The sequence below is a fragment of the Salinimonas profundi genome (assembly GCF_014750655.1).
Taxonomy (GTDB): Bacteria; Pseudomonadota; Gammaproteobacteria; order Enterobacterales; family Alteromonadaceae; genus Alteromonas; species Alteromonas profundi_A.
In genome coordinates this window covers 1-23,645 of record NZ_JABBXD010000015.1, presented here as the reverse complement: position 1 = coordinate 23,645, position 23,645 = coordinate 1, and the positions used below count along the sequence as shown (strand labels likewise).

Genomic DNA, 23,645 nt, shown 5'->3' with positions numbered 1-23,645 from the left:
GCTCTTTAGTTTAAGGGGTACCCAAGTACTCGCATCCACCATCTTCATTTCAGATGAGAGCGGTAGTTCCGTTTGAAAGGGCTGGGAAAGTATTCATTTGTGTGATTCCTAAGTGTGCTTTGAACTTAGGACTAACGTGCTATATGCAGGTGAGTTTGCAATTCAAAGAGAATCAAATCTCTGCACCATACAACTTGCTACCACCACTCCACGATTTAAAATAGTTCTTTACAAGATGGCTTTCAGCTACTATTGTTACAGACAATAACACCCCTCCCGCTACCCATCAGAACAGCGCCCTGCGAGGGGTTCGTTGTTTCTGGAGCTTATAAAAATGGATTTTCGGAAATCACCTACCACCTTTGAAGAGCAACTTTCAAAACTGGAAAGTCGCGGCTTAATCATTTCAGACAGAGCAAGTGCGAAACACTATTTATCTCACATTAATTACTACAGATTTGGTGTATACGCTTGGTATTTTCTAGAGAATAAACAGAATCATACGTTCTATGAAGGGACTCGATTTGAAGACGTATTACAAACATATGTCTTTGACCGTGAATTACGCATATTGATTTTGGAGGCTGTGGAAAGAATAGAGGTTTCACTGAGGACTAGCTGGGCATACAACTTTTCTCATATAAATGGGCCTCACGGACATTTAAACCCTAGAAACTTCAACTTTGGCAAAGGTAAAACTCATTTACAATTTCTTTCCACTTTATTAAGCGAGCTTAATCGGACTAAAGAGTCTTATATTAAAGAGCAGATGCAAAAGTATAACGAAGCCACTCCTGCTATTTGGATATGTTGCGAAGTAATGAGCTTTGGTTCGTTATCCAAAGCATTCTCTTCAACTAGAAACCTCGAAATTCTAAAGTTAATATCGCAAGAATATAACCTCAACCATGAAGTTTTAAAGTCCTTTCTTCATCACCTTACAGTAGTAAGAAACATTTGTGCACATCACTCAAGACTTTGGAACAGAAACTTGCAATTTCAGCTAAAAATCCCAACAAATGGGGACAGAAGTTTCATAAAAGCATTTACTAAATGTGATAAAAATAAACTTTATAATACTTTAGTTATGTTGAGCTATTTATTACGCAAGGTTAGCCCAGACACTTCTTGGGCTGAAAGACTGAAAGGGTTAGTTAGTGAATATCCCGCTATAGATCCATCTCATATAGGCTTCCCAAAGCAGTATAACGATTTTGATTTTTGGAATAATTAGTTGAAATACCTTTAAGACGCCTAAAGCGATAGCGTAAGGGGGCTGGCGGGAAATTCAGGTACAAAAAAAGCGCCTATTGGCGCTTCTTCAATCGTGCATGTGTTTACGGCCCCACTCTTCCAACTTATGTCGCTGAGAGTATATAAACGAAAAGATAGCTGTTCCGGCAACTGAAAGTGCTAAAAGCAACCACCAAAAGTTCGATGTATCGACAGTGATTTCCATGCTACCTCCTAGACCTTAAAAGCCACAACCAGCACGAAAGAGGCTGCGACCATTCCTAAACCTAAGAAGGATAGTACAACAGAAAGTTGCAGCAGTGCAACTGACTGGTCTACCACCAGCGCCGAGCCGCTAAGGCCAAGCGCGAACAAACCCAGACCTAAGTCTTTGAGAACGTCTTTAAGCCAAGTCAAGATAGCGCGAGATAAAGTCATATGGCTTCCCCCTTTTTGTTAATGTTCATGGGGTTAACGTGTCACGATGCTGACATTACACAAATAGGAAGGAAGCTATGGAAGATGCGCTTTATGCAGCGCTGAGCAAGCCGAAAATTCTTGTTTCGGTGAGACCTATCAAAGGACACTTAACTTTTTTCTGTGTAACTATTTTGAAACAACAATTTTTTTCTATTTTTTTATCTAAAGGGTGAAAAAATTTTGTTGGTTTGAGTTCGCATAAGTGAATAAATTTCCATCACCACAATGCAATGTTGCTTGTCGGAATACTAATGTAAAAGGAACTTTTATGCGTTTAAGATTTAAACACCTCATATATCTAGTTTGTTTTATTGCATTTCAATCACAGGCTAAACTAGTCGACTGCAAAAGCTGCAATACTACTACTGATTTTCTCAATAATGCTAAAGCTAATGCTCAGCTTATTTCCGGAACCAGTTATATCTATGTCAGTAATACAAACACGGAGGTTATCAAAAAATTTAGAGTAAGATATGAAGCAGGTAACCCCAGTTACGGTGAGCCGTCTGTGTTTATTGTTGGCGAAGTGGCAGTAGATAATACTTCTTATTACACATTCAAAGACGCGATGGGGGTCAAACGCTCAGTAACAAGCTTTGTGGATACTTCTAAAGATATACCAGGTGACATAGCTGATAGCGCTTGGAAAATGCCTGCTAACAGCTTGGCGCAGAATCAAGTCATCAATTACTATAGAGATAATCAAACTTGGAATGAGATGGTAGGTAACTATTTTGGTTCTTTACTCTCAGTCTTCGGGACCTTAGTGAATGTAAATTTAACTATAACTGTGAAGTTCGCTGATGGATCTAATGCCGACTTTGCTTTAACAGGTATTGACCATGAAGGGAAACTACGCTTCAAGTTTTTGAAGGGCACGGATAAACTTGGAAATACAATTGGTTCAAAGAGCTCTGACCTAGAAGGTCTTTTCAAAACAGACAAGTCTACCTTCCAACTTTATAACGGCGCTGCTAATCGTCATAACTATATTATTACGGGCGTCAGCACTTCAACTATTCCGAATGGTAGTGTGACAATCATAGATTGTCATATGGATACAGTTACAAAGCGGGTTACCTGTAAAAGAAAATCGTAAACAGCGCTTAAAAAGGTTTGAATACTATGGATATAAATTTGACCACGATAGGCTATATAAATCTTCTTAGTATGCTTTTGTCGCTTCTTACTGTAATAAGTTTGAAAACGAAGTTTAAAAATGCATCACTTGTTGGCTTTTATACCGTCGCTCTAAACTTGCTGACTCTTGTCGGGGGTTGGATTTATTTTTTATATAAAATAAAGTCACCTAATAAAGTTTAAACAAGGGAAGCTTATGCTTCCCTTGTTATACGAAATTTTTAGTTTTGAATTCTCGCCCCGGCAGCGATAGCGAATCGGGGCCCCTGGGGCTTGCAAGGTGACCACTTACAGGAAGTCGATCACCTTGTGGAAGTTCGATATTGAATTGGTTTAGGCGTCGTCTTTTTTGCCTGAGTAACCAAATGCGGCCCAAACATCTGGTATAGGATGGATAGGATTTAACTCACCCTGCTCAAGGTCAAAAAAGCCGCCCTGATAGTTTACCTTGCCATGCCTGAGCATCTGCCAGACAAGATTGGCCATGTAGAACGCTGTGGTATGGTTAACACCAAAATCCTGTCTACGGATGGATTCAGCGTGGCTGCATGACGGTGCCGATTCTTCGGGGCTATCAAGCAGCAGGTCGCCATACAGATCGTAAAGATTAGGCAAGCGGCTTTGTGACCTGCGACCCAAATGCCCCATAATGACCTGTCCGGTCTTTGCTCCATTACCACCATCTATCCAGAGTGTATCGCCCCCATAAAAATCCTGAGAGGCTTTACCTAAGCTGTGTCTTGCTTGGGCACTGTCTAAGCATGTCATTACAATGTCAGCCCGTCCGGACGGTTTCATATCATGAGCCACCGCGTGTGATTTCCAGTTGGTGCCAAAACCCATATTGATACGGTTAACAAGCACATCAGCCTTATTCATTCCAATGTCCATAGGCCAGAAATTTTGCCGACCTACATTGGTTTCGCTGACGGTATCGGGATCATATACATGCACCTGCAAGGGGCAGTCTTCGCCACCGACCATGCGTAGCAGATAGTTTATTTGTGCAAGGTAGCTAAGCAAGTAGCTGCCTGTGCCACCGGCACCGATGACAGTGATTCTCACGGTTTTATTAAAAAATGAAGTAGGAGTGATAAAGCTCATTAACGGATTCCTTGTGCGTGTTTGGTCAGCCATTCACCGAACGTACCGGCGAAGTGCATTTCCCCTGCTTTTACTTGGGCATCGGCCTTTTCTTTATCTTGCCAGAACTGCACATGTTGGCGATTATCGAGGTAGTAAGAACGAAAGCGGTTAGTTCTATAATTAGTGTGAGTAAAATAAGAATCGAATAAGGTGTCTTCCATTTCATTTAACGTTGTGAAATCTCTTTTTGCAGGAACCCTTGCGCCCCCCTGACATAATGAGCCGCCACTGATATTCATCAGCGGTGCATGATATAGCTTTGTCTGAGTGGATGGACGCTGATTGGTCGCTTTGGCATAAACGGTCAAAGCACTGAAATTACTCCCAGGATTAACAGCAAAAACCAGACTCGGCCACCAAACCTTTAACGGTGTTTGTTTGCCGACATTGAACCACATATCGCGCTTTTGTTTGGGGGTGTGCCATACCAGCAAGTTGGGGGTGTCCACCAGCACATTATCGGGTGCAATCAGTGACCTTAAATCAACCTTTGCAGGCTGATTAACGCTTTTGTTGGCTCTGCGAGAGATTGTGCGCCGGATATTGGCTATGTCGGTCAAGCGCCCTGCTTGCATCTGACCATTTTTTATATCATGGATAGTGGCATATTGGCTGGTGGAGTCTTGGTAATTGTCGTCGTGCCCGTATAAAACGATAGCCTTTTGAGGAACGGGCACCTCAGCCTGTGGTTTAAGATTCGGTTTGTGCGCCATAGGGTTTAGCATTGTACGACTCCATGATGGTTTCTAAATAGTTCATTAACCACCAGCCGATAAGGTAACGCTGTGCTTTTTCGACCCAATCTGAGTCAGTCCAGTCAGCTTCAAAGATGCACTGTTCGCAGGTTTCCATTTGATATTGAGCGTGTTCATTGATGAGTTGTTTCGTTCTGTAACAAGCATCGATTGAGGGCATTGAATATAGCAACCCTACGCCAAAATCTTCTATATCAGTTAGCGACTCAAGTGCGTCTCCCCCTTGCGGCAGGTGCTCTTGAATTACCGTGGCAACAGCGATTAGCTTGTCCACCACTACGGTATGCTGACAATGTGGCGAACTGCGCCAGTCCTGCAAATCCTGAAGAAACACTTCATCAATTTCGCCGCCGGTATAGTCAGTACCGGACTGAAGGACGATTTTCATTAGTGATTCGGACGCGCTTTCTCTGTAGGATTGCAAAAAATCACCTGTTTCGCCCTCAGTCTCATCAAAGTCTCCATCTGGAATATCCGTTAAGTCCATCATGTGCATATCAAACATCATTGATGTTAAATCACTTATCGCATCACCCATAATGTGCTTTAGCTGGCGAAACCACTGTGAAAATGAATCAAGCTTCCAAGCATCTTGCTTAGCATAAGTTTCAAGCTGTAAAGCCTGTTCAGTTGTCAAAGTAATATAATCGTCTGTCCAGTCATGACAGCCAAAGGCATGAGGTACGGGTGTGGTTTCACACTGACAGGCTATATGAAGTGCTATAGCTGCTAAGAACTTGCGTGTTTTGGGATCTAATTTTTCAGCGTATAACAAAAAACAAGAAACCGGCTCAGTTGTCTCGATTGAAACGCAACTGGTGGGGGCGGTTTCAGAAATTTCGCCATAAAAGCCGCTCTCATTTCTATCAAACAACCCAATGCTAACGTTATCGTATCTGAAAGCTGGTACTTCACCTGTCAATGTTTCAATGGCCTGTGGAACCATTGCAATACTGTCCAGCAATGCGTTTTGCACTTTTCTAAGGGATTGTCTTGCTGCTTCAAAAACATCGTTTTGCAATGCATCAAAATCGCTGTCTTTTTTTAGCGTATTTAGCAGAGCAATAGCTTCATCATGACTGGTGTGGGAAACCTCAAAGTAAGGCTTTAAGTAAGATTCAATCGCGTTGAGGTTCTCAAGCAGTGGGGAGCAACCTTCAACTGGTGCCAATACGTGCTGTGCGTCACTATCAAACGTTATTTGCTGCCCCACCAGCTCATAACCGAACGGCCTTACATCAGGCAGACTCGGTATGGTGAGGGGCTTTTCTGCGAAGTTGGTATCTGCTCTAGGGCGCTCAACGGTAACTGACATCGACGTTTTTCCTTTAGTTCCATTCGAATGAACTGATGCTCATGGAAAGCTGCGTTGTCACTTTCCAGCGCGGTTTGCCACGCTTGAAAGGCGGTGGCTGGCCCATTAGCATCAGATTTAGCCATTGCTGTTAGGTGGCAGCTTAGGCAGGTTGTAAACAATGCGGTCGTCCTCAACAACACCATCGTCCTCATAAATCTTACCGAACCGGAAAAACGAATAGTTTTTTCGAATGGCTTTGATGCTTTCTTCAAATGTTGCATTCGGACACTCGCAGTCAACTTCCAGAGAACCTAATTTGAAAACCCGTTTAAGCGGCGTGCTTTGAATAAATGCTGTCATGGTCTTTGCTCCTGTTAATCTAAATCTAAATCTGCAATGGATGATGCGGCTGGCGTGTCGGTAGGCTGTGCGTCCTCTCCAAGAGCCTCACTTACCGGATCAGTTGGTTCTTCTTGCTTGGCAGGGGCGCTGGCATTCGCCATGCTTTGCGTGGCCTGTGCGGTATTGGCTTTTAAAGTGGTGTCCACGTAGCTTTCAGAGAAGGTATTCAGATGATTGATGAAACCATCATCCAAATCGGCGGCGCTGGCAGTTAATTTCAATGGCTGAGTCAAAGCTGCGCGTAATTTCGGATCGGCGGCATCACCAATATTGTTTTCAGTCATTACCACGACATTCAGCTTGCCGTTACCACCATCTTGAACGCAGAGTGATAATTGTTTCAGATTGGCTTTATGAATCAGTTGTGACAGTTCAGTAAACATTACTATTCCTTTTTAAAGTTTGGCGGGGGTGACTCCCCCGCCTGTATTCGTTACTGAGTAACGTGGGTCAGATACCAGCTTGGTGCAAATTCAGAGTAATCGTGGTCAAGTTCCACCAGCGTTTTAATCAAATCCGCTTTTTTGCCTTTAGTGGCTTTGGTGAAGGAACCTTCCTCTTTGGCGTTCATAGTGGCGGGAACATTGGCATCTTTAGCCACTTCAATAATTTGCTGTGTGGTGAAGATTTTCAGATTGGCTTCGTTAGGCTCCCATGCCTTAACCGCGACACTTTTAGCGTGTTCTGGCTCAGACTTGAGTAGTTCAATCATCAGATTTGTTGCATCAGAGCCGCTTAAATTATCCTTTTCAGTCATACCGTGACTGATAGCCGCAAGCATTTCCTCCTGCATGGTTTGCATATCAAGATTTTTGTATGCGTATTGGACAACTGAACCAAATCCACCTGTTAGGCTTTTTTCTTTACCGCTATAGCCAGTTGAGTCCACCAGCGCAGCAAGCATAAATGCGCTTTTAAGCAGATTGTTTTTTGCAAAGTGGCTTGCACTTGCTTGGCGTAACAATGCTTTATGATGTTCCTGGGCCATGTTGCCGATGGTGCCGGACTCAGACTTTTGGCTGAGGATTTCGCTTGAGATTTTGCCATGCTCTTAGCTTTTGCAGGGTCGGTTTTTGCAACCTCCTGCACGTTAGCTGATGCCATAGCCGCGCTTTCTGCCTTTGATAAAGACTGCTGGCACTTGGCAAAGCATACTTTGTCGATACACTGGTTTTCGGTCAGTTCACCCTCTTTACCCGTTACGTCTGACATAACCACTATGCGTTTTTCACAGGGCGTACAACCGTCTTTATATTGTTGCTCCCCCACCACATCAGCATTGACCGTACTACGGTCTTTTTGGGCTGATTCAGACAGGTATAGCACCTTACCGAACCGTTCTTCCGCTTGCTTACGAATACCTGCAAGCCACTCAGCCGTTTTTTCCCGAAAGCAGGTGATTTTGGCGCACTTTGCTTCGGTGCTTACATCATCGAGCAAGCCCATCTGGTGAAAGGTGTTATGTGGACAACTATTACATTCACCCTTATCGAACTTAGCAATACTTAATGGTGTTTGCTTTGCGCCGATTTGTAGCTTTAACTCTTTTGCTGACCAGCCTTGTGCTAATACCACATCAATAAGTTTATCCTGACCTTGATGTGAAAATGGCGCTATTGCCATTGCATGACCAACAGTGATTTTTTCTCGACTGAGCGCATCTAGTACCTTGTCGGTACACTTCATTAATTCAAGACGCTCATTAACCTTCTTTAGCGGCCAGTTAAGCGCATCTGACACTGACTGGCGGTCCCCCCCGTACAGGCTATTAAATTCCTGTGCTGCACGACCTTCATCTACAATAGACAGGTCGCTGCGAATGGTGTTTTCCTGTAAATGGATTATGTAGGCTTCACGATCATCTACCTGCTTTACCAGCACTGGCACTTCTGATAATTCAAGTTCCAGCGCCAAATCACGGCGACCATAACCACCAAGCAGTTCAAGGTATCCTTTTTCGGTAGGATGGGGGCGCGTGATCAGGTTTTGTAAAACGCCGTGGCTACGGATGCTTTCTCGCATTTCGCTGCGAGACTTCTCTGGTCGGGAACTGCGCTTATTGCCCATGCTGAAATCCAGCAGCAAGCTTGGGTGAACTTTCTCAAGGGTTTTATCAGGTAGTGCAGCAAAATCCATGTTGGTACTCCGGTCTGTTCAAAGGATATGGGAGTAACGTGTCATGAATGCTCTAATCGGCAATTAACAAGGAATGGGCATTGTTTTACCTCTAAACCACTTTAAATATCGTTTTATCAGTCGTTCATTATCGCAAAGAGTTGGTTTATCTCGCGCCGGGGCTCCTATCCCACTGAAAAAAATCGTTACCTGGTTGGCTCGAGTGAATAAATATCTATTTTTCAGCGATACCGGCTCGGGGAAAACCTATCATTTATGCAGTCATGCATAGTTTAAGCGCTTTTTATTCATTTTCAGGGTGTGTGTGAAGCCGCGCTCCGAGAAGCGATAGCGCAACGGGGCAAGGCGGGAGCAGGCATAAAAAAGGCCAGCGAATAGCTGGCCAAGGGAGAATGCCCATGGGGGCTGAAAATTAATTACTGGCAAATCTTGTTAGGTTCAGTCGAGCATTACCGGCTGCGCAGAAGTTTCGGCTTCCTTGCTTTAGTAGTTGGTCAAAATGGGACTCAATCCACGCGTGACGCGCTTGCTCCGATGGGAAAGGCATATCACGTGTTGCATCAGCGGCTGCGTCCATGACAAAGCCCATGACGGTTTTAGAACCACGGGCATTTACTGTTGGAATATCTGTTCGCATGTTATCTCCTGTCCATGACTATTGGGTACAGGATTAACGTTGCATGACTGGGGAGGTTGGCAATTTAGGGAGAAACTACTAGCAGTCTCACTAATCCTTGAAGGGGCCGTTAGCAGCCTCCATCTAGTAACTAACTGATTATGAGGAAATAACGTGTCGCAAAAAGCACCAGATAAGACTGACTATATTGATGCAATCTCAATGCACGGCTCTAATGTTGTGATTGAAAACCCAGACCCTATAGCTCATTATGCTGAAGGTAAGTCAGGAGTAGATGGATACGGATTCAGCATTACTCTTTTTAGACGCCTTGCAGAGAAAAATGCTAGGTCGGCTAAACATAATGAAATGGTGGCCCTAACTACGAAGAAAAAGGGTTCTGATATCGAAAAAGCGGAAGTTAGAGTTGCACAGGATAGACAGGAGCATCTTAAAGATGAGCTTGTAGAGCTATTCATAAATAGATATCGCCTAACAAACATCACGGCAGATGAAATTGTTTCATTTGAAGGAGAAAAAAACGATCTTATTGATTTCGACCGCTCCGAGTACGACAAAATTGGGAAAGCTGAATCAGAACAAAAATTGACTGAGCAGGATATAGAAAAAAGGAAATACGACTACGCTCTATCTCTTGGAATTAAAGCGTTCTTAGTAGGCGGTGACAGTGGTGGCTCACTTAGAGTAATTGACGTTACCTGCCTCGAGTTCATAGATGCAGAATCCTATAAAATTCCCAAAGTTTAGTTGTGAAGTACAAGCCTGCCATGGCGGCAGGCTTTAGTTATACCTCAGATGAACCTATCCATTGGTCGCCCAGATAAGCGTCCCAACCAAATGGAGAATGCATGTCGTAGTCCACCAGCTCAAGAGCATCGTGCGTCCACATCCCGTCCGCTGGTGGCAATTCAGTTACTACCTCTCCTCCCAAATCTTTTATGATTAGGTTCAAGTTTTCATAGCCAACCAGTAGGTCAGGCTCTTTTTCGGTGACAGCTCGTGCGACAATCATTCTTTTCTCCGTATATGCTGCGGGTGGTTCGCCTAAAACTTCACCCGAAGCTTTTTGATTTTGGTCATTACCGAGTTCATGTGGTACTGCATCTGGCTAAGAGAGATAGGCTCGGGGTTCTCGATGACGTAGGCATAAAGCCGCGCCCCCGTATCCAACTGAAACTCTTCAATGGCGGAACCCATTAACGCCACCAGCATGGCTAACTCTGCACTGCGTAAAGCACCAGCCTGAATCATGCGTGCATCAGGGTTTATGCTGGTGGATTTACTGTAAAAGCCGTGCTGTAAGTTCATGCTGCGCTCGGCTTAACTGTCTGAGGAATAAATTTGCTTAGTCTGGCCACGCATTTTCCGAAGTCGCGGTTTCTGTCACCGATAATCTGCAAGTGCCAGGCTTTTTTCTTGCGGGCGTAGTTCTTATTAAAGTGCTGTAGAAGAGTGTCAGCGCCGCCATTTTGGTAAAAGCCCGGTGACGTTTTCCATTTTGGACGTCTGTTACCCACACTGCCGTAATTGTGGTTGTACTGAATGTAAAATACCGGAACTGGGATACAAAAGCCTCGCTCTACTGCCTGGGCAGCTGTAAGGGTCTTCCCGTTGAGGTTAATCGGACTGAATTCTTTTAGCATGGTATTTTCCTGTTCTCTGTTGAATTTGGATTCAACGTGTCAGGAATAGCCGGGGGCGCAAGATGTGCGGAAGAGAAGTTCTAAGTTAATAGAGTAAAAATTCTTTTTACAATAGAAAGCCTCGCCTGGAGGCTTTAAGGTTTTGCTTTTACTGATTGACGATCAAGATTTTTATCTCAGGAGCCCACACAAAAAGTGCTTCAAGGAGCTGTTTTTCTGTATTTAAGCCTTTGAAAAATCAACATGCTCTTGCAGCAAATTTCTATTCTAGAATGTTGTTATTTCTATCTAAAATAGCACACTTCTCTGCTCCAAAACCATTGTCCTTCAATACAAAATCTATATCGCTGATCAACTCAGAATCTCGGTCTTTGAAGTCAGTTATCACCCCTGTATATACGTCTAGATAATCATGGCGTTCTACACCTGATTGAAGTCGAAAATGCTCAGTTCCAGACTCGCTGCGAAAATTATCGAAAAATTTATGACAGACCGTTTCAGCAGCTTTATAATCATTCACGACCCAGGCTTGGATCAGCCTAAATGGTTCTGGTACTGCGGTGTTTAACCCTTTTATTCGGCGTTCTGGATGATTGCTAAACCCTATTTTTACCCAATTAGGGAGGCAAGGTGTTTCAATCAAATATACAAAACCAGACTTCTTATTAGGGTCATACTCTCTATATTCTCTATACATTACTTTATCCTTAAATAGCAAAGTATCCAACTTCAATATAAATATTGGTAAGATAGCACTAAACAAGAGTACAACGGCGGAGCGACCTATGAAATATGTAGTTGGAATTTCGCAAGATGTGAAACGTTGAATCAAAAAAAGGCCGCAATCGCGGCCCTTGTGAAATAGTGAGTTTTATACAGCTTGGTTAATCGGCAGGTTCCAACCAAGATCATCACTAAGCTCTTCAGTGCATCGCTCTATAAGGACTGGCAGGTCCGCCGCTTTGTATCCTTTCCAGCGCTGGTTGAATCTGCGCTCAGAATAGCTTTCGTGGGTGATGTATTTCACATTCATAGCTCTGAAGACATACCGCAAGTAGTCAACAATGTTAGAACAGTATCCCTCGCTATCATTTAACTTTTGAATCCGCTTATGAATGCGCTTCCCCGACTTGAGCGCTTCATCCAGCTTGAAACCTATTTTTGGTTGATTAAGGTCTAGTGCAATTTCATATCCATAATAGGAATCAATCACGCCTTTCTCTGCCACATCGCCGGGGCCAACCTGAGAGGTGATAAGTAAATCGCCTATCCCGCTGAGACATTTGGGTATTTCATCGCCCATACCGACAAACTCGGGTGTATCGTAATAATTTGCAGATTTAACAAGGGAGAACGATACGTGTATGTGGCCATAGTCGGACCATCTGTGATTAATAGTTGCAAGTCTGGCCATTACGCTTACTTTTTCGATCGGTTTCATAGAGCTTTTCCTGTTACTTGTTGATGTAGGTTCAACGTGCCAGGGATTGATGGTGGCGCAAAAACAGAGGAAATATTTGGTAAGAAAATAGCCTCACTGGGAGGCCTTGGTTTAGTGAATTGATACGCCTCTATTTGCTAAGTGCGTTGAAAGATATAAAGACATTGAGCCTTTATCTTCGGCCGTAACAGCAACGCTGTTTTGTACGCACCAGGGCACATTTGCCTCGTCCAGCTGCGAAGCCCAAAAACCAAAATCAGCGTCTGATTTTTCATGATAAACAGCATAACAATGCGCATAGAACCCTTGCAGGTAATCATATTGCTTACGTGTAATTTGCATCGTATTTTCCTCAAATGTTTCAGTGGGACTGAGAGGGTTGGGAATAGTCAATTGGCAAGCGTTGGCGCCGCAATCTTAAGGAGAACTTTACGGCGCTTACTAATCACCAATCAGCGTATTTCTGAGCGACTTTTCCGTAAATTTCAGCTACCTTTAAATGCGTAACACCGTATCCGGCCAAGGCATGAACAGCATTGCCAATATCACCTGTGTAGAAGCATTCGTGATTTACCAGCTGCTCTTCAATAATCTGGTCGATACCCTTCTCTGCTATTTCTTTCGCTCGACCTTCCTCATGAATAACTTTGAGACGATCAGAGAACTCTTTGGCTTTCAACTTAGGCACACAGTCGCCAGCACCAAGAACTGTGCAGTATTCGACGCCTGGAGCCTTACGCTCCTCAAATTGCTCATTAGTAAAGGCAAAGAACACCCCCAGTTCGTTAAAAAGCTCCGTTTGCTTCTCTTGGATAAATGCAGTCATGGTTTTTCCCGTTAGTTGTTTCAGTTGGGATAAACGTGTCAGAAATTAGCGGGGCCGCAAGAAATAAAGAAGTCGCAGAGATAGGACCCTGCGGCTGTGTTAAGTGGCACCGGTCAAAAAGACCTGGTTATAGGATTATTTGTTCGTGGGCAGGTCAGTCACCATTTCACTTTTAAATTCGTAGGGCGTTGAAAACGCCGCCAAGCCTTCCCGCTCAAGCATGGATTCTCTAATCGAGCTATCAATTTCTCGCTTGGCCATCCAGTCCACTGTCCAAGAATCTACCTGCATGCCCTTGGTTCATCCACGACGGCAAATTCTCTAAAACCGGTATCTGTTGAGTCATTTAGAAATAGGAATTCTGCAAACCGGATACCGAAGTTCTGGTTTTGACTCGTAGATAAGGCATCAACTACTTCTGCCTTGTTTTGTGCATTTTTGATAACCCACTTTCTTTTATGGAACATCACCTGACTCCCTGTTATTGCGTTTTTGAAAAAAACTGTGATTCTGTGACGGACTGAACGTATTGTAGCTGCTTTTGCAGGTTGGCCAAACATTCGCGCTGCGCGCGCTTAAGTTCTTCCGATTTACCACCGGGTTTCGACGGACTGGGAGAGAAATATCCATCAATGAGATTTTTAGCATTCCCAATACTGAAGTGGGGCACTATCGCGGTCATTATTGGGATAAACGCGACCGTGAGAGCCAAAGAGCCTTCATTGACAATGGCATGCACTATATCTCGCCCGAAATCTCCCTGCGGTGTATTCCATGCTTTTTCATATGGTAACCATTTCTCAGCTGCAAAAGATACGACGATGGCGAATAAAAGCAGGGGTATAAGCCAAGCTGCAGATCCTGTGTTTTGGGAGATACTGGATGCAGCAAAGATAAAGCTTAAAAAAAATAATGGGCTGAACATCCATTGGACCAACGTTCTCATAGTATTTACACATTCGCGTTTTTATTGATGCGTATATTATTCCCTAGTCAAACTTAATTCGGCTTGTATCAAACGGCTAATTACTGTGAATTTTAATGGTGTGCGGTTTGAATAACGAGGAAGGTGCAAATCCAAACAGCTGTTTAAACGTTTTACTCATATGAGGTAAGTCAGAAAAACCCGAAGCATGGGCAGCCTCAGTCAATGTTGCTGACTTACTCAGTTGTTCTATTGCGGCGCGCACACGCCACCAGACAATAAAACGACTAATAGGTATACCCACTTCTTGCTTAAAAAGATGTGTTAGACGACTTGGGGACAAGAAAACCTTCGATGATAAAAACGCCATATCGATTGCACAACCTCTCTGCGAAGCAATAATGTCGATGACCGCTCGTACCCGTTTATCCTCAGGGCGCGATGAAAGCGCAGGACTATAGACTAGCCCTACCGCTTTATTTACTGTTTTCCACACTTTGTCGATATCGACGTCAGTAAATAGATGCTGAGAAATGGATCCCAATTCTTTGCTAGTAAGCGGCAGAGTATTAATTCCATCACTCCTGGCTTGACGTAAGGCTTTGAGAAATTGTTGGTTTTGCCTATCTTCAGGCTCTAAATAGATGACTACAATCTGATTGTCCTGTGCCAAAACCTTGTGAGGGACATCTTCGAAAATCACAATACATTGTCCGGTGTGAATACTTTGTGCCTTGAAATCTTGAACCGAGATGTCTTTGTCTAAACCAATGCAAATTTGGACAGCATGATGTGCATGAACATCATTATCAGGACTGATTCCGATGTAAATCGCTTTGTAGGGCCACAAATGAATATGCATGGCTGACTCAGTATCAAAAGTTCAGGCTATTGATTTTTGCCTTATAAATCTACACAAATGACGAATGTTAGCCGATAGATACAAGTTAAGGTGAGCGCGCACAGTGAAATTGTGTTCTTCTTACAATTTTAAGTGTGTAAATAATTTAAAATACCACAGTCCCTAATGGTTTTGTCTTGGTCACACGATGACGCCATATTTTCGAGTGATGACTTTAATGCGTTTAGCTCTTCAATGCGAATAATGACGTCTGATAAATGCTTAGCTATTAACGTATTGATATTTGAACAGCTCTGATCTGGCCTCGAACGACTGTCCATTAGCGTTTTTACTTCCATGATAGACATATCTAATGAACGACACTGTTTGATAAACAGGAGTTGTTCAATAGTCCCCTTGTCGTAGACACGATAATTTCCACTTGAGCGCTTAAGCTCAGGCAAGAGCCCCTTCTTTTCATAAAAACGAATGGTCTGAATACTACAACCTGTCGTCTTTGCGACATCACCAATTTTCATTTTTTTCTCCTAACCGTTGACTCTATACCAAGTATAGACTTTATACTCATACTATTCATCAGTAAAGAGTGTGTTTCTAATGAGCGGATGTGGGTGCGAAGTTGAAATAAAAGACCAGTCTCAACGACAGGTTTTGTATTGGCTTTTGGGAATAAACGCGACAATGTTTGTTATAGAAATGGGGATCGGGTTGCTTGCTGATTCAACCGCATTAATAGCCGATTCACTTGATATGCTCGCCGACGCAGTTGTCTATGGTGTTGCCCTTTATGCTATTGGTAAATCGCTATTGCACAAAGCCAATGCGGCTAGAATTAGCGGCTTTTTTCAGATGGCACTGGGTGTGTTGATTATCATTGATATTGTAAGACGGTCAATTTACGGTAGCGAACCTGTATCGGGACTAATGATGGCTATGGGGGCAGTTGCACTGGTTGCTAATGTCATTTGTCTTGTGATCATACGCAAACAAAGAAATGAAGAAGTGCATATGCGGGCAAGCTGGATATTTTCAGCCAACGATGTGATTGCCAACTTAGGTGTTATCTTTGCTGGCGTTTTGGTGTTTTGGCTCGATTCTCGATGGCCTGATCTGGTTATCGGTGTGATAGTTTCGTGCGTTGTGTTGCGCGGGGCAAAAATGATCCTCGAAGATGCTGGAAATGAAAGACAGCGAGCGCTTAATGCGCAAAGTTGATAAGAAAATGCCAATTTTTAATTGCACATCAAAACTGCGTAGGTTGGCATGGCTACTTATTACTTTGCTCATGTGTCAATCGGGCTTTTCGTTCGCCGCTCAATGCGATGACTACCCTGCGGAGGTATCGTCAGTCCCTGAACAATCAAAGTCGATAGGCACTTATGATGTTCCCGAAAAAAATGTAAATGCTGGTGATAATACGTCGAGTGAAGAGTCTAAGTGTTTCCATTGTGTGCTGTGTCAATGTGGACAGATTAAGTTTCTGGCACAACACCCAATAAATGACGTATCTAAACCGTTATATACCAATCAATACAGTTATTCCCGCAACGTCACTGACGGCCTAGTCGAAGGCCTTTTGCGCCCACCTCAACATTAATCCATTCCCTCCTATATGTTTGCATGGGTGCTTTCCATGTATGTCGTTATCTTATGAACAAAAGGTTCTTTTATGAGTTCTTCACGCCCATTGGGCATAAAAAAAGCTAGCTCAGCGTATCTGAAATTGATATCTGCTGCACTGGTAACCATGAGCATATCTGTTCAATCTGCCAATGCGCAAAAGTCTTCAATCACGCTTGAAAATGCGCTCAAACGCACATTATCAAACAACCCAGATTTAGTTGTGTTCGAATTTAAATCTTCGGCTTTGGATGGTGAATCAAAAATGGCCAGCTTACGACCTGAAATGTCTGTTGGGGTTGAAGTTGAAAATGTGTTGGGAACAGGCGAAGTGTCTGGTATCAAAGATGCCGAATTGACACTGACCTTATCGTCGGTCATCGAGCTTGGAGATAAAGTCAGCGGCCGAATGAATGTGGTGAGTTCAAAAAAAGCACAACTGCTTACACAACGGCGCATTCGTACGCTGGACATCTTGGGTGAAACAACTCGACGATATATCAATGTCATTGTCCAACAAGCGTTGCACAAGACTGAGCAACGAGCTGAAATGCTGGCTCGCACAATGCTTCAGACAGTCTCAACACGGGTTGAAGCGGGGGCTTCTTCACCACTTGAGAAAAAACGTGCAGAGTCAGCGTTGTCGCAGGCGCGTTTGTCGTTATTGATAAGTGAACAAAAACTCAATGAGTATAAACGCGACCTGGCCATCATGTGGGGTGACACTAACGCTGCGTTTGCGGAAGTTGAAGGGACACTGTTATCGTTTCCAAATTCACTATCACTTGAACATATGCTTTCACAGCTTCAAAGCAATCCACACGTTCTGCTTTATGCTGATAACTATCGGGTACAAGAGGCCAGATTGAGAGTGGTTCAGGCCAGTCAGCAGTTCGACATTGCGTGGGAAGCCGGTATCCGAAGAATGCAGGGAATTAATGACACAGCGTTAGTCGCCAGTATTTCGGTGCCGTTAAATACCAAGCAGCGGAATCTAGGAGAATACGAACAACAGCGCGCATTGCTTGACAGTATCGACTATCAAAAACAAGCGAAAATTCGTGAACTCACTCGCCAATTAAATCAAGTCATTAGCGCAAAAGACCAAGCCTTGCTCACTGTTACGACCCTTCAAGACAATGTCGTTCCCACATTGGAATCTGCATTGAAATTGGCGCGGGATGGCTATGAAAGTGGTCGCTACAACTATATAGAGTGGGTGACAACGCAACAGCAACTCATAGATATGCAACGAACACTGATAAAAGCCGCAGGCTTAGTCCACCTTCGAAGCGCAGATCTAGAGGCACTTACGGGAATTCCCGTGTTTTCTGACTCTCCCTCGACGTCTGCTCAATCATCAGAATTACTAGAGAAAAAATAATGAATACATCACAATTTACATTACTCACTAGCGCACGTGACTTGCTTGGCGTGTTAGCCATGCTACTTACTTTACTGTTTGCTACTGTCGCCCTGGCTGATGATGACGATGAGGAAGCCGAAGAAAGACCCGAGTACGTAGTGTTATCTCAAGAACGGATGCTTGAACACGATATCGTGACTGCTTCAGCCGCGTCAGGATCATTATCGCTCACAACCAGAACATTTGGGCGGATAGTTCATGATCCTGCGTCACTGAGTCATATTCGTGCCCGCTTCGACGGTGTTGTAAAACGTATCATGGTGAATATTGGAGATAAAGTAAAAAAAGGTGACACACTGGCAATCATTGAGTCAAACGAGAGTTTAAATCAATACTCAATCACCTCACCGATGTCTGGAAAAATCATAGCTAGACACGCCAATGATGGTGAGCTCACCAACGGTCAAGTGCTGCTTTCTGTTGCTAATTACTCTCGCGCAATTGCTCAATTGGCTATTTTCCCCAAACAACGTACTCATATTGCCGCTGATATGGAAGTCACTTTAAGGCTTGAGGAATTGCAGCAACAATCAAGTATAAGCCACATTACGTCCTCACCGGATGACAAACCCTATTCTATCGCGTTGGTGAACGTTGATAATGGCAGTGGTTATTGGCCTTTAGGCGCTATGGTAGAGGGTTATATTCAGATTGGTTTCCAAGAAGTCAATCTGGCACTCCCCAAAAGTTCAATACAAGAGTTAGATGGGCAAACCATTGTTTTTGTCAAAGAAGGGGAACGATTTTACCCCCGCCAAGTAAAACTTGGGAACACGGACAACCGTTTAGTAGAGATTGTGAAGGGCGTTCAAATAGGCCAGCAAGTCGTTGTAGAAAATAGCTATCTACTAAAAGCTGATTTATTAAAAATGGAGGCGGGCGATGATGACTAATTACCTGCGCATTTATTGTCAAAAGCAAAGCCAAGTCCATAAAAACGGTGAGGTGAGAGCATGATTGCACGAATACTCCGTCTGTCGATTGAGCGCCGTGGTGTCATGATGTTGTTCGCCTTGTTTGTCGCCTTTTTTGGTATGTACAGTTACAAACAACTGCCGATTGATGCTGTGCCTGATATCACCAACGTGCAAGTGCAGATAAATACCGCAACCCCAGGTTACTCGCCTTTGGAGACTGAGCAACGCATAACGTTTATAGTTGAAACCTCGCTGGCCGGTTTGCCTAATTTATCGTATACCCGCTCGATATCACGCTATGGCTTGTCGCAAGTCACAGTCGTGTTTAAAGAGGGCACCGATTTATATTTCGCACGAAATCTCGTCAACGAGCGTCTCACCGCCATCGCGGCGCAATTGCCAACAGGGTTAACCCCTGAAATGGGCCCTATCGCCACAGGCTTGGGTGAAATTTACATGTACTCGTTAAGTGCTGAGCCTCAGGCGCGACAGGACAACGGTCAACCCTATGATGCTATGGCATTAAGGGAGATCCATGATTGGGTAGTTAAGCCCCAATTGTCGCTTGTTGAGGGGGTAACCGAGGTTTATGCGGTAGGCGGATTTGAAAAGCAATATCATGTGAATCCTAATCCAGTCGCAATGATAAACTTTGGGATAAGTACAGGTGACCTTCTCAGTGCGCTAGAACGCAACAATGCGAATCAAGGCGCTGGTTTTGTAGAACAAAATGGGCAACAAGTACTGATCAGATCGGAAGCCCAACTGAAGGGCATCGACGATATCGGCCAAGTGGTTGTTAAGATCATTGATGGCGTACCGGTAAAAATTCAAGACATCGCCCAAATCAACCTCGGTAAAGAGCTGCGCTCTGGAGCCGGCACGTTAAATGGCCAAGAAACAGTGATTGGCACGACAATGATGTTAGTGGGAGAAAACTCTCGTACGGTCGCCAAAGCTGTGGACAGTAAGCTCGAAACCATTAAAACAAGCTTACCCGAGGGCGTTATCCTTGAAGCGGTTTACGATAGAACAAGCCTCGTTGACAAAACCATCGACACAGTACAGAAAAACCTCGTCGAGGGCGCTTTACTTGTCATCGTTGTGCTATTCGTTTTGCTTGGGAATGTGCGAGCTGCACTTATTACAGCCGCTGTAATACCCCTGGCAATGCTTGCCACGATATCGGGTATGGTCAAAACCGATGTGTCTGCTAACTTAATGAGTTTAGGCGCACTGGATTTTGGCTTGATTGTCGATGGCGCAGTTATCATTGTTGAAAACTGTATCAGGCGATTATCCGAATCCCAGAAGCAAAACGGCGCAACTCTACCGCTCAAAGAAAGACTGAATGTTGTATATGAAGCCACTAATGAAGTCATACGTCCCAGTTTGTTTGGTGTATTGATCATTACCATTGTTTATATCCCCTTGTTCACGCTCACTGGCGTCGAAGGTAAAATGTTCCACCCCATGGCAGCGACCGTGATAATGGCTTTGCTTGCCGCAATGGTATTTTGTTTTACCGTAGTGCCTGCGGCGATAGCAATTTTCATGAGAGGTAAAATTAGCGAAAAAGAAAGCCCAATTATTAAAGGTGCAAAGGCAGTCTATCGTCCTGTTTTAACCGGAGCGCTGCGTTTTAGATGGCTAGTGGTAGTAGCAGCGAGTGCTTTGGTTGTCGGCAGTTTATGGATGGGCAGTAAATTAGGCTCCGAGTTTATTCCCCAGCTCAATGAAGGTGATATCTTAGTACAGGCAATACGGATCCCTGGGACAGGGGTAGAACAAGCAGTTGAAATGCAAAAAACTCTTGAAGCGAAACTTATGCAGTATGAGCAAGTACAGACGGTATTCGGTCGCACGGGTACGGGTGAGGTCGCCACCGACCCTATGCCACCAAACATTACTGATACGTTTGTTATTTTAAAGCCTCGGGAGCAATGGCCCGATCCATCAATGACAAAAGCTGAGTTAGTGGAAACGTTTGAAGAGGACTTGTTTACTTTGCCCGGCAATAATTATGAATTTACGCAACCTATACAAATGCGTTTTAACGAATTGATTAGTGGCGTAAGGGCAGATTTGGGGATAAAGCTATTTGGGGATGACTTAGATACGCTCTTTGCATCTGCTTCTGACATTTTGACCGTTATTTCAACGATTGAAGGAGCTGATGACGCGAGGCTTGAGCAGGTAGAAGGCATTCCAATCTTCACCGTCACACCAAAGCCTGATCAATTGGCACGCTTTGGTTTGGATATAGCCGACTTGCAGTTATGGCTCAATGCTGCGACAGGTGGAGAAACCGCTGGAATGATTTTTGAAGGCGACAGACGCTTTGAGATTGTCGTGCGATATGGCGACGACATTCGAAATGAACTCACTCAGCTTGAGAGCGTTCCCATCGTCACGCCCTCTGGTGAGCATGTACCGATAAGCGAATTAGCCACACTGGCATTTAAAGAAGTACCTAGCCAAATAAGCCGGGAAAATGGCAAACGTAGTATTGTTGTCACAGCAAATGTGCGTGACAGAGATATTGGCACTTTTGTTGAAGAAGCTCAGGCGAGAATCAATGATGAAGTAGATTTACCTGCTGGTTATTGGCTCGACTATGGTGGAACCTTTGAGCAGCTCGAGAGTGCGAGTCAACGATTGACTATTGTGGTACCGGTTACGTTGTTTGTGATTTTGACAATGCTGGTAATTGCGTTTGGTTCTATACGCGATGCGTTGATTATCTTCACAGGTATCCCTTTGGCATTAACAGGCGGTGTAATGTCTCTTTGGTTAAGGGATATGCCTTTATCCATATCCGCGTCGGTAGGATTTATCGCGTTGTCTGGGATTGCCGTATTAAACGGATTGGTAATGCTGTCCTTCATCAAGCAACGTTTGCTAGAAACCGGAGAATTAGTGAATAGCATTGTTGAAGGGGCACTTATTCGCTTGCGTCCGGTATTAATGACAGCACTAGTGGCAAGCCTTGGATTTGTGCCCATGGCGCTCAATACGGGCATAGGTGCAGAGGTGCAACGGCCTTTGGCCACGGTGGTCATCGGCGGGATAATATCGTCAACCTTGCTAACACTGGTAGTGCTGCCTGTACTCTATCGACTCGTGCATAGTAAAGGGGATCAGTAGTGTTCTTGGGCATTTATTCGTAAATGCCCAAGTTTTACCTGAACGATTTTTAGGTACCTATTGACTCTTTATTAAGTATAGACTTTACAATCATATTCTTAACGTCATGTACGATAAGGATAGATATGGTTTCGCTTATTTTAATTAGTAGTTTTTTGGCGCTAGCCGCCCTCGGTAGAAGCTTTTTTCAATATAAGAGAAATGGTGATTTTGGTATAAGAGCAGCATCTATAAACGCACCATTAATAGAAATTGTACCAGGGGCTATATTCGTGGTTACGTTTTGCTTTGCATTTGGTCTAGTTCTTTTTGGTTACTTAGGACGTGCGCCCCTACTATTTGTTCCTTCAATTCCATTTCAGCTTCTCGGCTCCTTGATTGGCGCCTGCGGAATTGCTGTAACTTTGTTGTCTCAAATTCAAATGGGAGATTCATGGCGTATTGGCGTTGACCAGCAAGAAACGACTGCACTTATTACCCACGGGATTTACGCAAAGTCTCGCAACCCCATTTACTTTGGTATTTTTCTATTTTGGGCAGGGGTGTGTATAACGTTCCCACATTTGCTGCTTTGGGCATGTGCTTTTGTATGTTGGATTTGCATTGAAGTGATTGTTCGACAAATTGAAGAGCCTTATTTGAAGAAAGTGCATGGCGATGATTTTCTAAAATATAAGTCTGACACTAACCGATACATACCTAAGCTTTCACGCTTTAAGTTTTGACGCTTAAATAAGTAATGGCGCAGGCTGCTTTATATGCATAAACTAACGAACGGTATCTTTTAACGTCCATTTTTATGAACTGTCGTTATTCTTAAATAAAGTGAGCCGACTGATTATGTTTGCAAGCCCGTTCTCGATTAGCGTGAGTTCATTGTCAATTAAAGTGAGTCAGGCACCGGTCATATTCTCACTTAATGTGAGTCCAAAATGTACGATGTAATCAAGTCAGAGGGATTATGTTCGCGAGCCACTACACATAGCTACTCCTGAGCTTATTAGATGTAGTAGCAATGTGACTTGATAATGCTGGTGGACAAATCCGCGAGAACTTTGCCAAATACGAAGGGTTAGAAAAGGCCTCCGGAGAGACCTGTCAGTTTTGTAATTGATTAACGGGACCTGATGCTGGTGGTTCCAGACAGAGTTTCTAAAGCTTCTCTTTTGACCCATTGTTCTGGTAACGAATGCCATATTTTACAATCTGATTCACCATCAGATTGCCTTTTACTCCACTCCTTTAACTGACCAGATTTGTAATCTCTCAAATCCTTGATTGTGTACGTGTTTAATTTGCGCTCCCAATCACTAAGGTATGTGTTGAGTTTAGAAGTACACAGGTCGCTGGCAGACGCCATCGGAGTTAACACAGCCCAGGTGAGTAATATAGAAAGCTTCATTCGCATAAATGCTCCGTATTTAATTGTGCCGGGGAACCGCCCCCGGCTACTAGCACCATAGCGAAGAAAAAAGACGCCACTGAAATCGCAAGGCATTATTTGAGGGTGTGTAATTTAACAGGCCAAATTTCACACAAAAATGTATGGTCCGCCTCGTTATTGCAATGATTAATTTCGATAACGGGGCTGGTTATGCGCTAATGTATTCGG

General features: G+C 43.8%; 28 protein-coding genes. 8 read left to right on the top strand and 20 right to left on the bottom strand.

Features of this window, described 5'->3' with window-relative positions; all coding sequences use genetic code 11:
• The first annotated feature begins 334 nt into the window (after nt 1-334).
• A complete protein-coding gene (locus HHX48_RS17440; protein WP_139758243.1) occupies nt 335-1,234 on the top strand; it encodes an Abi family protein in 900 nt (299 codons plus the stop codon).
• A 233-nt stretch (nt 1,235-1,467) separates the two neighbouring features.
• Here HHX48_RS17440 and HHX48_RS17435 read toward each other — a convergent pair whose 3' ends face one another.
• Nucleotides 1,468-1,671: a hypothetical protein gene (locus HHX48_RS17435; RefSeq protein ID WP_139758244.1), complete on the bottom strand. Its 204-nt coding sequence runs from the start codon at nt 1,669-1,671 to the stop codon at nt 1,468-1,470.
• Between the two features lie 310 nt (nt 1,672-1,981).
• On the opposite strand from HHX48_RS17435, the gene HHX48_RS17430 reads away from it, so the two are divergent.
• A complete protein-coding gene (locus HHX48_RS17430) occupies nt 1,982-2,812 on the top strand; it encodes a hypothetical protein (RefSeq protein ID WP_139758245.1) in 831 nt (276 codons plus the stop codon).
• Nucleotides 2,813-3,186: 374 nt separating this feature from the next.
• On the opposite strand, the gene HHX48_RS17425 is transcribed toward HHX48_RS17430, so the two are convergent.
• From HHX48_RS17425 to HHX48_RS17395, 8 genes are all read right to left on the bottom strand, one after another.
• On the bottom strand, nt 3,187-3,957 hold the full coding sequence (locus HHX48_RS17425; RefSeq protein ID WP_139758246.1) for a PRTRC system ThiF family protein: 771 nt from the start codon (nt 3,955-3,957) through the stop codon (nt 3,187-3,189).
• Nucleotides 3,957-4,724, bottom strand: coding sequence for a PRTRC system protein B (locus HHX48_RS17420; protein ID WP_139758247.1), 768 nt, complete (start codon nt 4,722-4,724; stop codon nt 3,957-3,959). Before HHX48_RS17420 ends, HHX48_RS17425 begins: the two co-directional genes overlap by 1 nt.
• Nucleotides 4,690-6,069, bottom strand: coding sequence for a hypothetical protein (locus HHX48_RS17415; RefSeq protein ID WP_139758248.1), 1,380 nt, complete (start codon nt 6,067-6,069; stop codon nt 4,690-4,692). Before HHX48_RS17415 ends, HHX48_RS17420 begins: the two co-directional genes overlap by 35 nt.
• Nucleotides 6,070-6,186: 117 nt before the next feature.
• Complete coding sequence (locus HHX48_RS17410; RefSeq protein ID WP_139758249.1) at nt 6,187-6,411, bottom strand: hypothetical protein; 225 nt, start codon at nt 6,409-6,411, stop codon at nt 6,187-6,189.
• Between the two features lie 14 nt (nt 6,412-6,425).
• The gene (locus HHX48_RS17405; RefSeq protein WP_139758250.1) at nt 6,426-6,836 is read right to left on the bottom strand and encodes a PRTRC system protein E; all 411 of its coding nucleotides are present in this window, start codon (nt 6,834-6,836) and stop codon (nt 6,426-6,428) included.
• A gap of 50 nt (nt 6,837-6,886) precedes the next feature.
• Nucleotides 6,887-7,255 (bottom strand): hypothetical protein, encoded by a 369-nt coding sequence (locus HHX48_RS18830; protein WP_223858527.1) that lies wholly within the window; start codon nt 7,253-7,255, stop codon nt 6,887-6,889.
• A gap of 47 nt (nt 7,256-7,302) precedes the next feature.
• A complete protein-coding gene (locus HHX48_RS17400) occupies nt 7,303-8,589 on the bottom strand; it encodes a ParB/RepB/Spo0J family partition protein (RefSeq protein ID WP_223858525.1) in 1,287 nt (428 codons plus the stop codon).
• A gap of 412 nt (nt 8,590-9,001) precedes the next feature.
• Nucleotides 9,002-9,226: a hypothetical protein gene (locus HHX48_RS17395; protein WP_139758252.1), complete on the bottom strand. Its 225-nt coding sequence runs from the start codon at nt 9,224-9,226 to the stop codon at nt 9,002-9,004.
• Between the two features lie 153 nt (nt 9,227-9,379).
• Between HHX48_RS17395 and HHX48_RS17390 the strand changes: the two genes are divergently transcribed.
• On the top strand, nt 9,380-9,973 hold the full coding sequence (locus HHX48_RS17390) for a hypothetical protein (protein WP_139758253.1): 594 nt from the start codon (nt 9,380-9,382) through the stop codon (nt 9,971-9,973).
• A 37-nt stretch (nt 9,974-10,010) separates the two neighbouring features.
• Here HHX48_RS17390 and HHX48_RS17385 read toward each other — a convergent pair whose 3' ends face one another.
• The 11 genes from HHX48_RS17385 to cadR all read right to left on the bottom strand — a co-directional run bounded on the left by HHX48_RS17385 (nt 10,011) and on the right by cadR (nt 15,441).
• The gene (locus HHX48_RS17385) at nt 10,011-10,238 is read right to left on the bottom strand and encodes a hypothetical protein (RefSeq protein ID WP_139758254.1); all 228 of its coding nucleotides are present in this window, start codon (nt 10,236-10,238) and stop codon (nt 10,011-10,013) included.
• Nucleotides 10,239-10,270: 32 nt separating this feature from the next.
• Nucleotides 10,271-10,534 (bottom strand): hypothetical protein, encoded by a 264-nt coding sequence (locus HHX48_RS17380; RefSeq protein ID WP_139758255.1) that lies wholly within the window; start codon nt 10,532-10,534, stop codon nt 10,271-10,273.
• Nucleotides 10,531-10,869, bottom strand: coding sequence for a hypothetical protein (locus HHX48_RS17375; RefSeq protein WP_191026599.1), 339 nt, complete (start codon nt 10,867-10,869; stop codon nt 10,531-10,533). The genes HHX48_RS17380 and HHX48_RS17375 overlap by 4 nt, the downstream gene beginning before the upstream one ends.
• Nucleotides 10,870-11,131: 262 nt before the next feature.
• On the bottom strand, nt 11,132-11,566 hold the full coding sequence (locus HHX48_RS17370; RefSeq protein WP_139758257.1) for a GIY-YIG nuclease family protein: 435 nt from the start codon (nt 11,564-11,566) through the stop codon (nt 11,132-11,134).
• A gap of 174 nt (nt 11,567-11,740) precedes the next feature.
• Nucleotides 11,741-12,310: a hypothetical protein gene (locus HHX48_RS17365; protein ID WP_139758258.1), complete on the bottom strand. Its 570-nt coding sequence runs from the start codon at nt 12,308-12,310 to the stop codon at nt 11,741-11,743.
• A gap of 111 nt (nt 12,311-12,421) precedes the next feature.
• Nucleotides 12,422-12,652, bottom strand: coding sequence for a hypothetical protein (locus tag HHX48_RS17360; protein ID WP_139758259.1), 231 nt, complete (start codon nt 12,650-12,652; stop codon nt 12,422-12,424).
• 103 nt (nt 12,653-12,755) lie between these two features.
• A complete protein-coding gene (locus HHX48_RS17355; RefSeq protein WP_139758260.1) occupies nt 12,756-13,136 on the bottom strand; it encodes a DUF7659 family protein in 381 nt (126 codons plus the stop codon).
• A gap of 135 nt (nt 13,137-13,271) precedes the next feature.
• Nucleotides 13,272-13,427 carry a hypothetical protein gene (locus tag HHX48_RS17350; protein WP_168190734.1) on the bottom strand — a complete coding sequence of 52 codons (156 nt, stop codon included), beginning with the start codon at nt 13,425-13,427 and terminating at the stop codon, nt 13,272-13,274.
• Nucleotides 13,428-13,617: 190 nt separating this feature from the next.
• On the bottom strand, nt 13,618-14,061 hold the full coding sequence (locus tag HHX48_RS17345) for a hypothetical protein (RefSeq protein WP_191026598.1): 444 nt from the start codon (nt 14,059-14,061) through the stop codon (nt 13,618-13,620).
• A 97-nt stretch (nt 14,062-14,158) separates the two neighbouring features.
• Entirely contained in the window at nt 14,159-14,923 is a 765-nt protein-coding gene (locus HHX48_RS17340) for a helix-turn-helix transcriptional regulator (RefSeq protein WP_139758262.1), read from the bottom strand.
• Between the two features lie 128 nt (nt 14,924-15,051).
• On the bottom strand, nt 15,052-15,441 hold the full coding sequence (cadR, locus tag HHX48_RS17335; protein WP_015065929.1) for a Cd(II)/Pb(II)-responsive transcriptional regulator: 390 nt from the start codon (nt 15,439-15,441) through the stop codon (nt 15,052-15,054).
• A 79-nt stretch (nt 15,442-15,520) separates the two neighbouring features.
• Between cadR and HHX48_RS17330 the strand changes: the two genes are divergently transcribed.
• The 5 genes from HHX48_RS17330 (at nt 15,521) to HHX48_RS17310 (ending at nt 22,758) form a co-directional block, all read left to right on the top strand.
• Nucleotides 15,521-16,138 carry a cation transporter gene (locus tag HHX48_RS17330; RefSeq protein WP_015065928.1) on the top strand — a complete coding sequence of 206 codons (618 nt, stop codon included), beginning with the start codon at nt 15,521-15,523 and terminating at the stop codon, nt 16,136-16,138.
• Between the two features lie 454 nt (nt 16,139-16,592).
• Complete coding sequence (locus tag HHX48_RS17325) at nt 16,593-17,927, top strand: TolC family protein (protein WP_029937684.1); 1,335 nt, start codon at nt 16,593-16,595, stop codon at nt 17,925-17,927.
• Nucleotides 17,927-18,862: an efflux RND transporter periplasmic adaptor subunit gene (locus HHX48_RS17320; RefSeq protein ID WP_191026597.1), complete on the top strand. Its 936-nt coding sequence runs from the start codon at nt 17,927-17,929 to the stop codon at nt 18,860-18,862. Before HHX48_RS17325 ends, HHX48_RS17320 begins: the two co-directional genes overlap by 1 nt.
• Before the next feature lie 60 nt (nt 18,863-18,922).
• Nucleotides 18,923-22,033, top strand: a complete 3,111-nt coding sequence (locus HHX48_RS17315; RefSeq protein ID WP_139758264.1) for an efflux RND transporter permease subunit — start codon at nt 18,923-18,925, stop codon at nt 22,031-22,033.
• A gap of 125 nt (nt 22,034-22,158) precedes the next feature.
• Entirely contained in the window at nt 22,159-22,758 is a 600-nt protein-coding gene (locus HHX48_RS17310) for a methyltransferase family protein (RefSeq protein WP_191026596.1), read from the top strand.
• Nucleotides 22,759-23,645 lie beyond the last annotated feature (887 nt).

Coding starts and splice junctions, on each gene's coding strand:
- HHX48_RS17440 (WP_139758243.1), top strand. CDS start 335: ATGGATTTTCGGAAATCACCTACCACCTTTGAAGAGCAACTTTCAAAA.
- HHX48_RS17435 (WP_139758244.1), bottom strand. CDS start 1,671: ATGACTTTATCTCGCGCTATCTTGACTTGGCTTAAAGACGTTCTCAAA.
- HHX48_RS17430 (WP_139758245.1), top strand. CDS start 1,982: ATGCGTTTAAGATTTAAACACCTCATATATCTAGTTTGTTTTATTGCA.
- HHX48_RS17425 (WP_139758246.1), bottom strand. CDS start 3,957: ATGAGCTTTATCACTCCTACTTCATTTTTTAATAAAACCGTGAGAATC.
- HHX48_RS17420 (WP_139758247.1), bottom strand. CDS start 4,724: ATGCTAAACCCTATGGCGCACAAACCGAATCTTAAACCACAGGCTGAG.
- HHX48_RS17415 (WP_139758248.1), bottom strand. CDS start 6,069: ATGTCAGTTACCGTTGAGCGCCCTAGAGCAGATACCAACTTCGCAGAA.
- HHX48_RS17410 (WP_139758249.1), bottom strand. CDS start 6,411: ATGACAGCATTTATTCAAAGCACGCCGCTTAAACGGGTTTTCAAATTA.
- HHX48_RS17405 (WP_139758250.1), bottom strand. CDS start 6,836: ATGTTTACTGAACTGTCACAACTGATTCATAAAGCCAATCTGAAACAA.
- HHX48_RS18830 (WP_223858527.1), bottom strand. CDS start 7,255: ATGCAAACCATGCAGGAGGAAATGCTTGCGGCTATCAGTCACGGTATG.
- HHX48_RS17400 (WP_223858525.1), bottom strand. CDS start 8,589: ATGGATTTTGCTGCACTACCTGATAAAACCCTTGAGAAAGTTCACCCA.
- HHX48_RS17395 (WP_139758252.1), bottom strand. CDS start 9,226: ATGCGAACAGATATTCCAACAGTAAATGCCCGTGGTTCTAAAACCGTC.
- HHX48_RS17385 (WP_139758254.1), bottom strand. CDS start 10,238: ATGATTGTCGCACGAGCTGTCACCGAAAAAGAGCCTGACCTACTGGTT.
- HHX48_RS17380 (WP_139758255.1), bottom strand. CDS start 10,534: ATGAACTTACAGCACGGCTTTTACAGTAAATCCACCAGCATAAACCCT.
- HHX48_RS17375 (WP_191026599.1), bottom strand. CDS start 10,869: ATGCTAAAAGAATTCAGTCCGATTAACCTCAACGGGAAGACCCTTACA.
- HHX48_RS17370 (WP_139758257.1), bottom strand. CDS start 11,566: ATGTATAGAGAATATAGAGAGTATGACCCTAATAAGAAGTCTGGTTTT.
- HHX48_RS17365 (WP_139758258.1), bottom strand. CDS start 12,310: ATGAAACCGATCGAAAAAGTAAGCGTAATGGCCAGACTTGCAACTATT.
- HHX48_RS17360 (WP_139758259.1), bottom strand. CDS start 12,652: ATGCAAATTACACGTAAGCAATATGATTACCTGCAAGGGTTCTATGCG.
- HHX48_RS17355 (WP_139758260.1), bottom strand. CDS start 13,136: ATGACTGCATTTATCCAAGAGAAGCAAACGGAGCTTTTTAACGAACTG.
- HHX48_RS17350 (WP_168190734.1), bottom strand. CDS start 13,427: ATGCAGGTAGATTCTTGGACAGTGGACTGGATGGCCAAGCGAGAAATT.
- HHX48_RS17345 (WP_191026598.1), bottom strand. CDS start 14,061: ATGTTCAGCCCATTATTTTTTTTAAGCTTTATCTTTGCTGCATCCAGT.
- HHX48_RS17340 (WP_139758262.1), bottom strand. CDS start 14,923: ATGCATATTCATTTGTGGCCCTACAAAGCGATTTACATCGGAATCAGT.
- cadR (WP_015065929.1), bottom strand. CDS start 15,441: ATGAAAATTGGTGATGTCGCAAAGACGACAGGTTGTAGTATTCAGACC.
- HHX48_RS17330 (WP_015065928.1), top strand. CDS start 15,521: ATGAGCGGATGTGGGTGCGAAGTTGAAATAAAAGACCAGTCTCAACGA.
- HHX48_RS17325 (WP_029937684.1), top strand. CDS start 16,593: ATGAGTTCTTCACGCCCATTGGGCATAAAAAAAGCTAGCTCAGCGTAT.
- HHX48_RS17320 (WP_191026597.1), top strand. CDS start 17,927: ATGAATACATCACAATTTACATTACTCACTAGCGCACGTGACTTGCTT.
- HHX48_RS17315 (WP_139758264.1), top strand. CDS start 18,923: ATGATTGCACGAATACTCCGTCTGTCGATTGAGCGCCGTGGTGTCATG.
- HHX48_RS17310 (WP_191026596.1), top strand. CDS start 22,159: ATGGTTTCGCTTATTTTAATTAGTAGTTTTTTGGCGCTAGCCGCCCTC.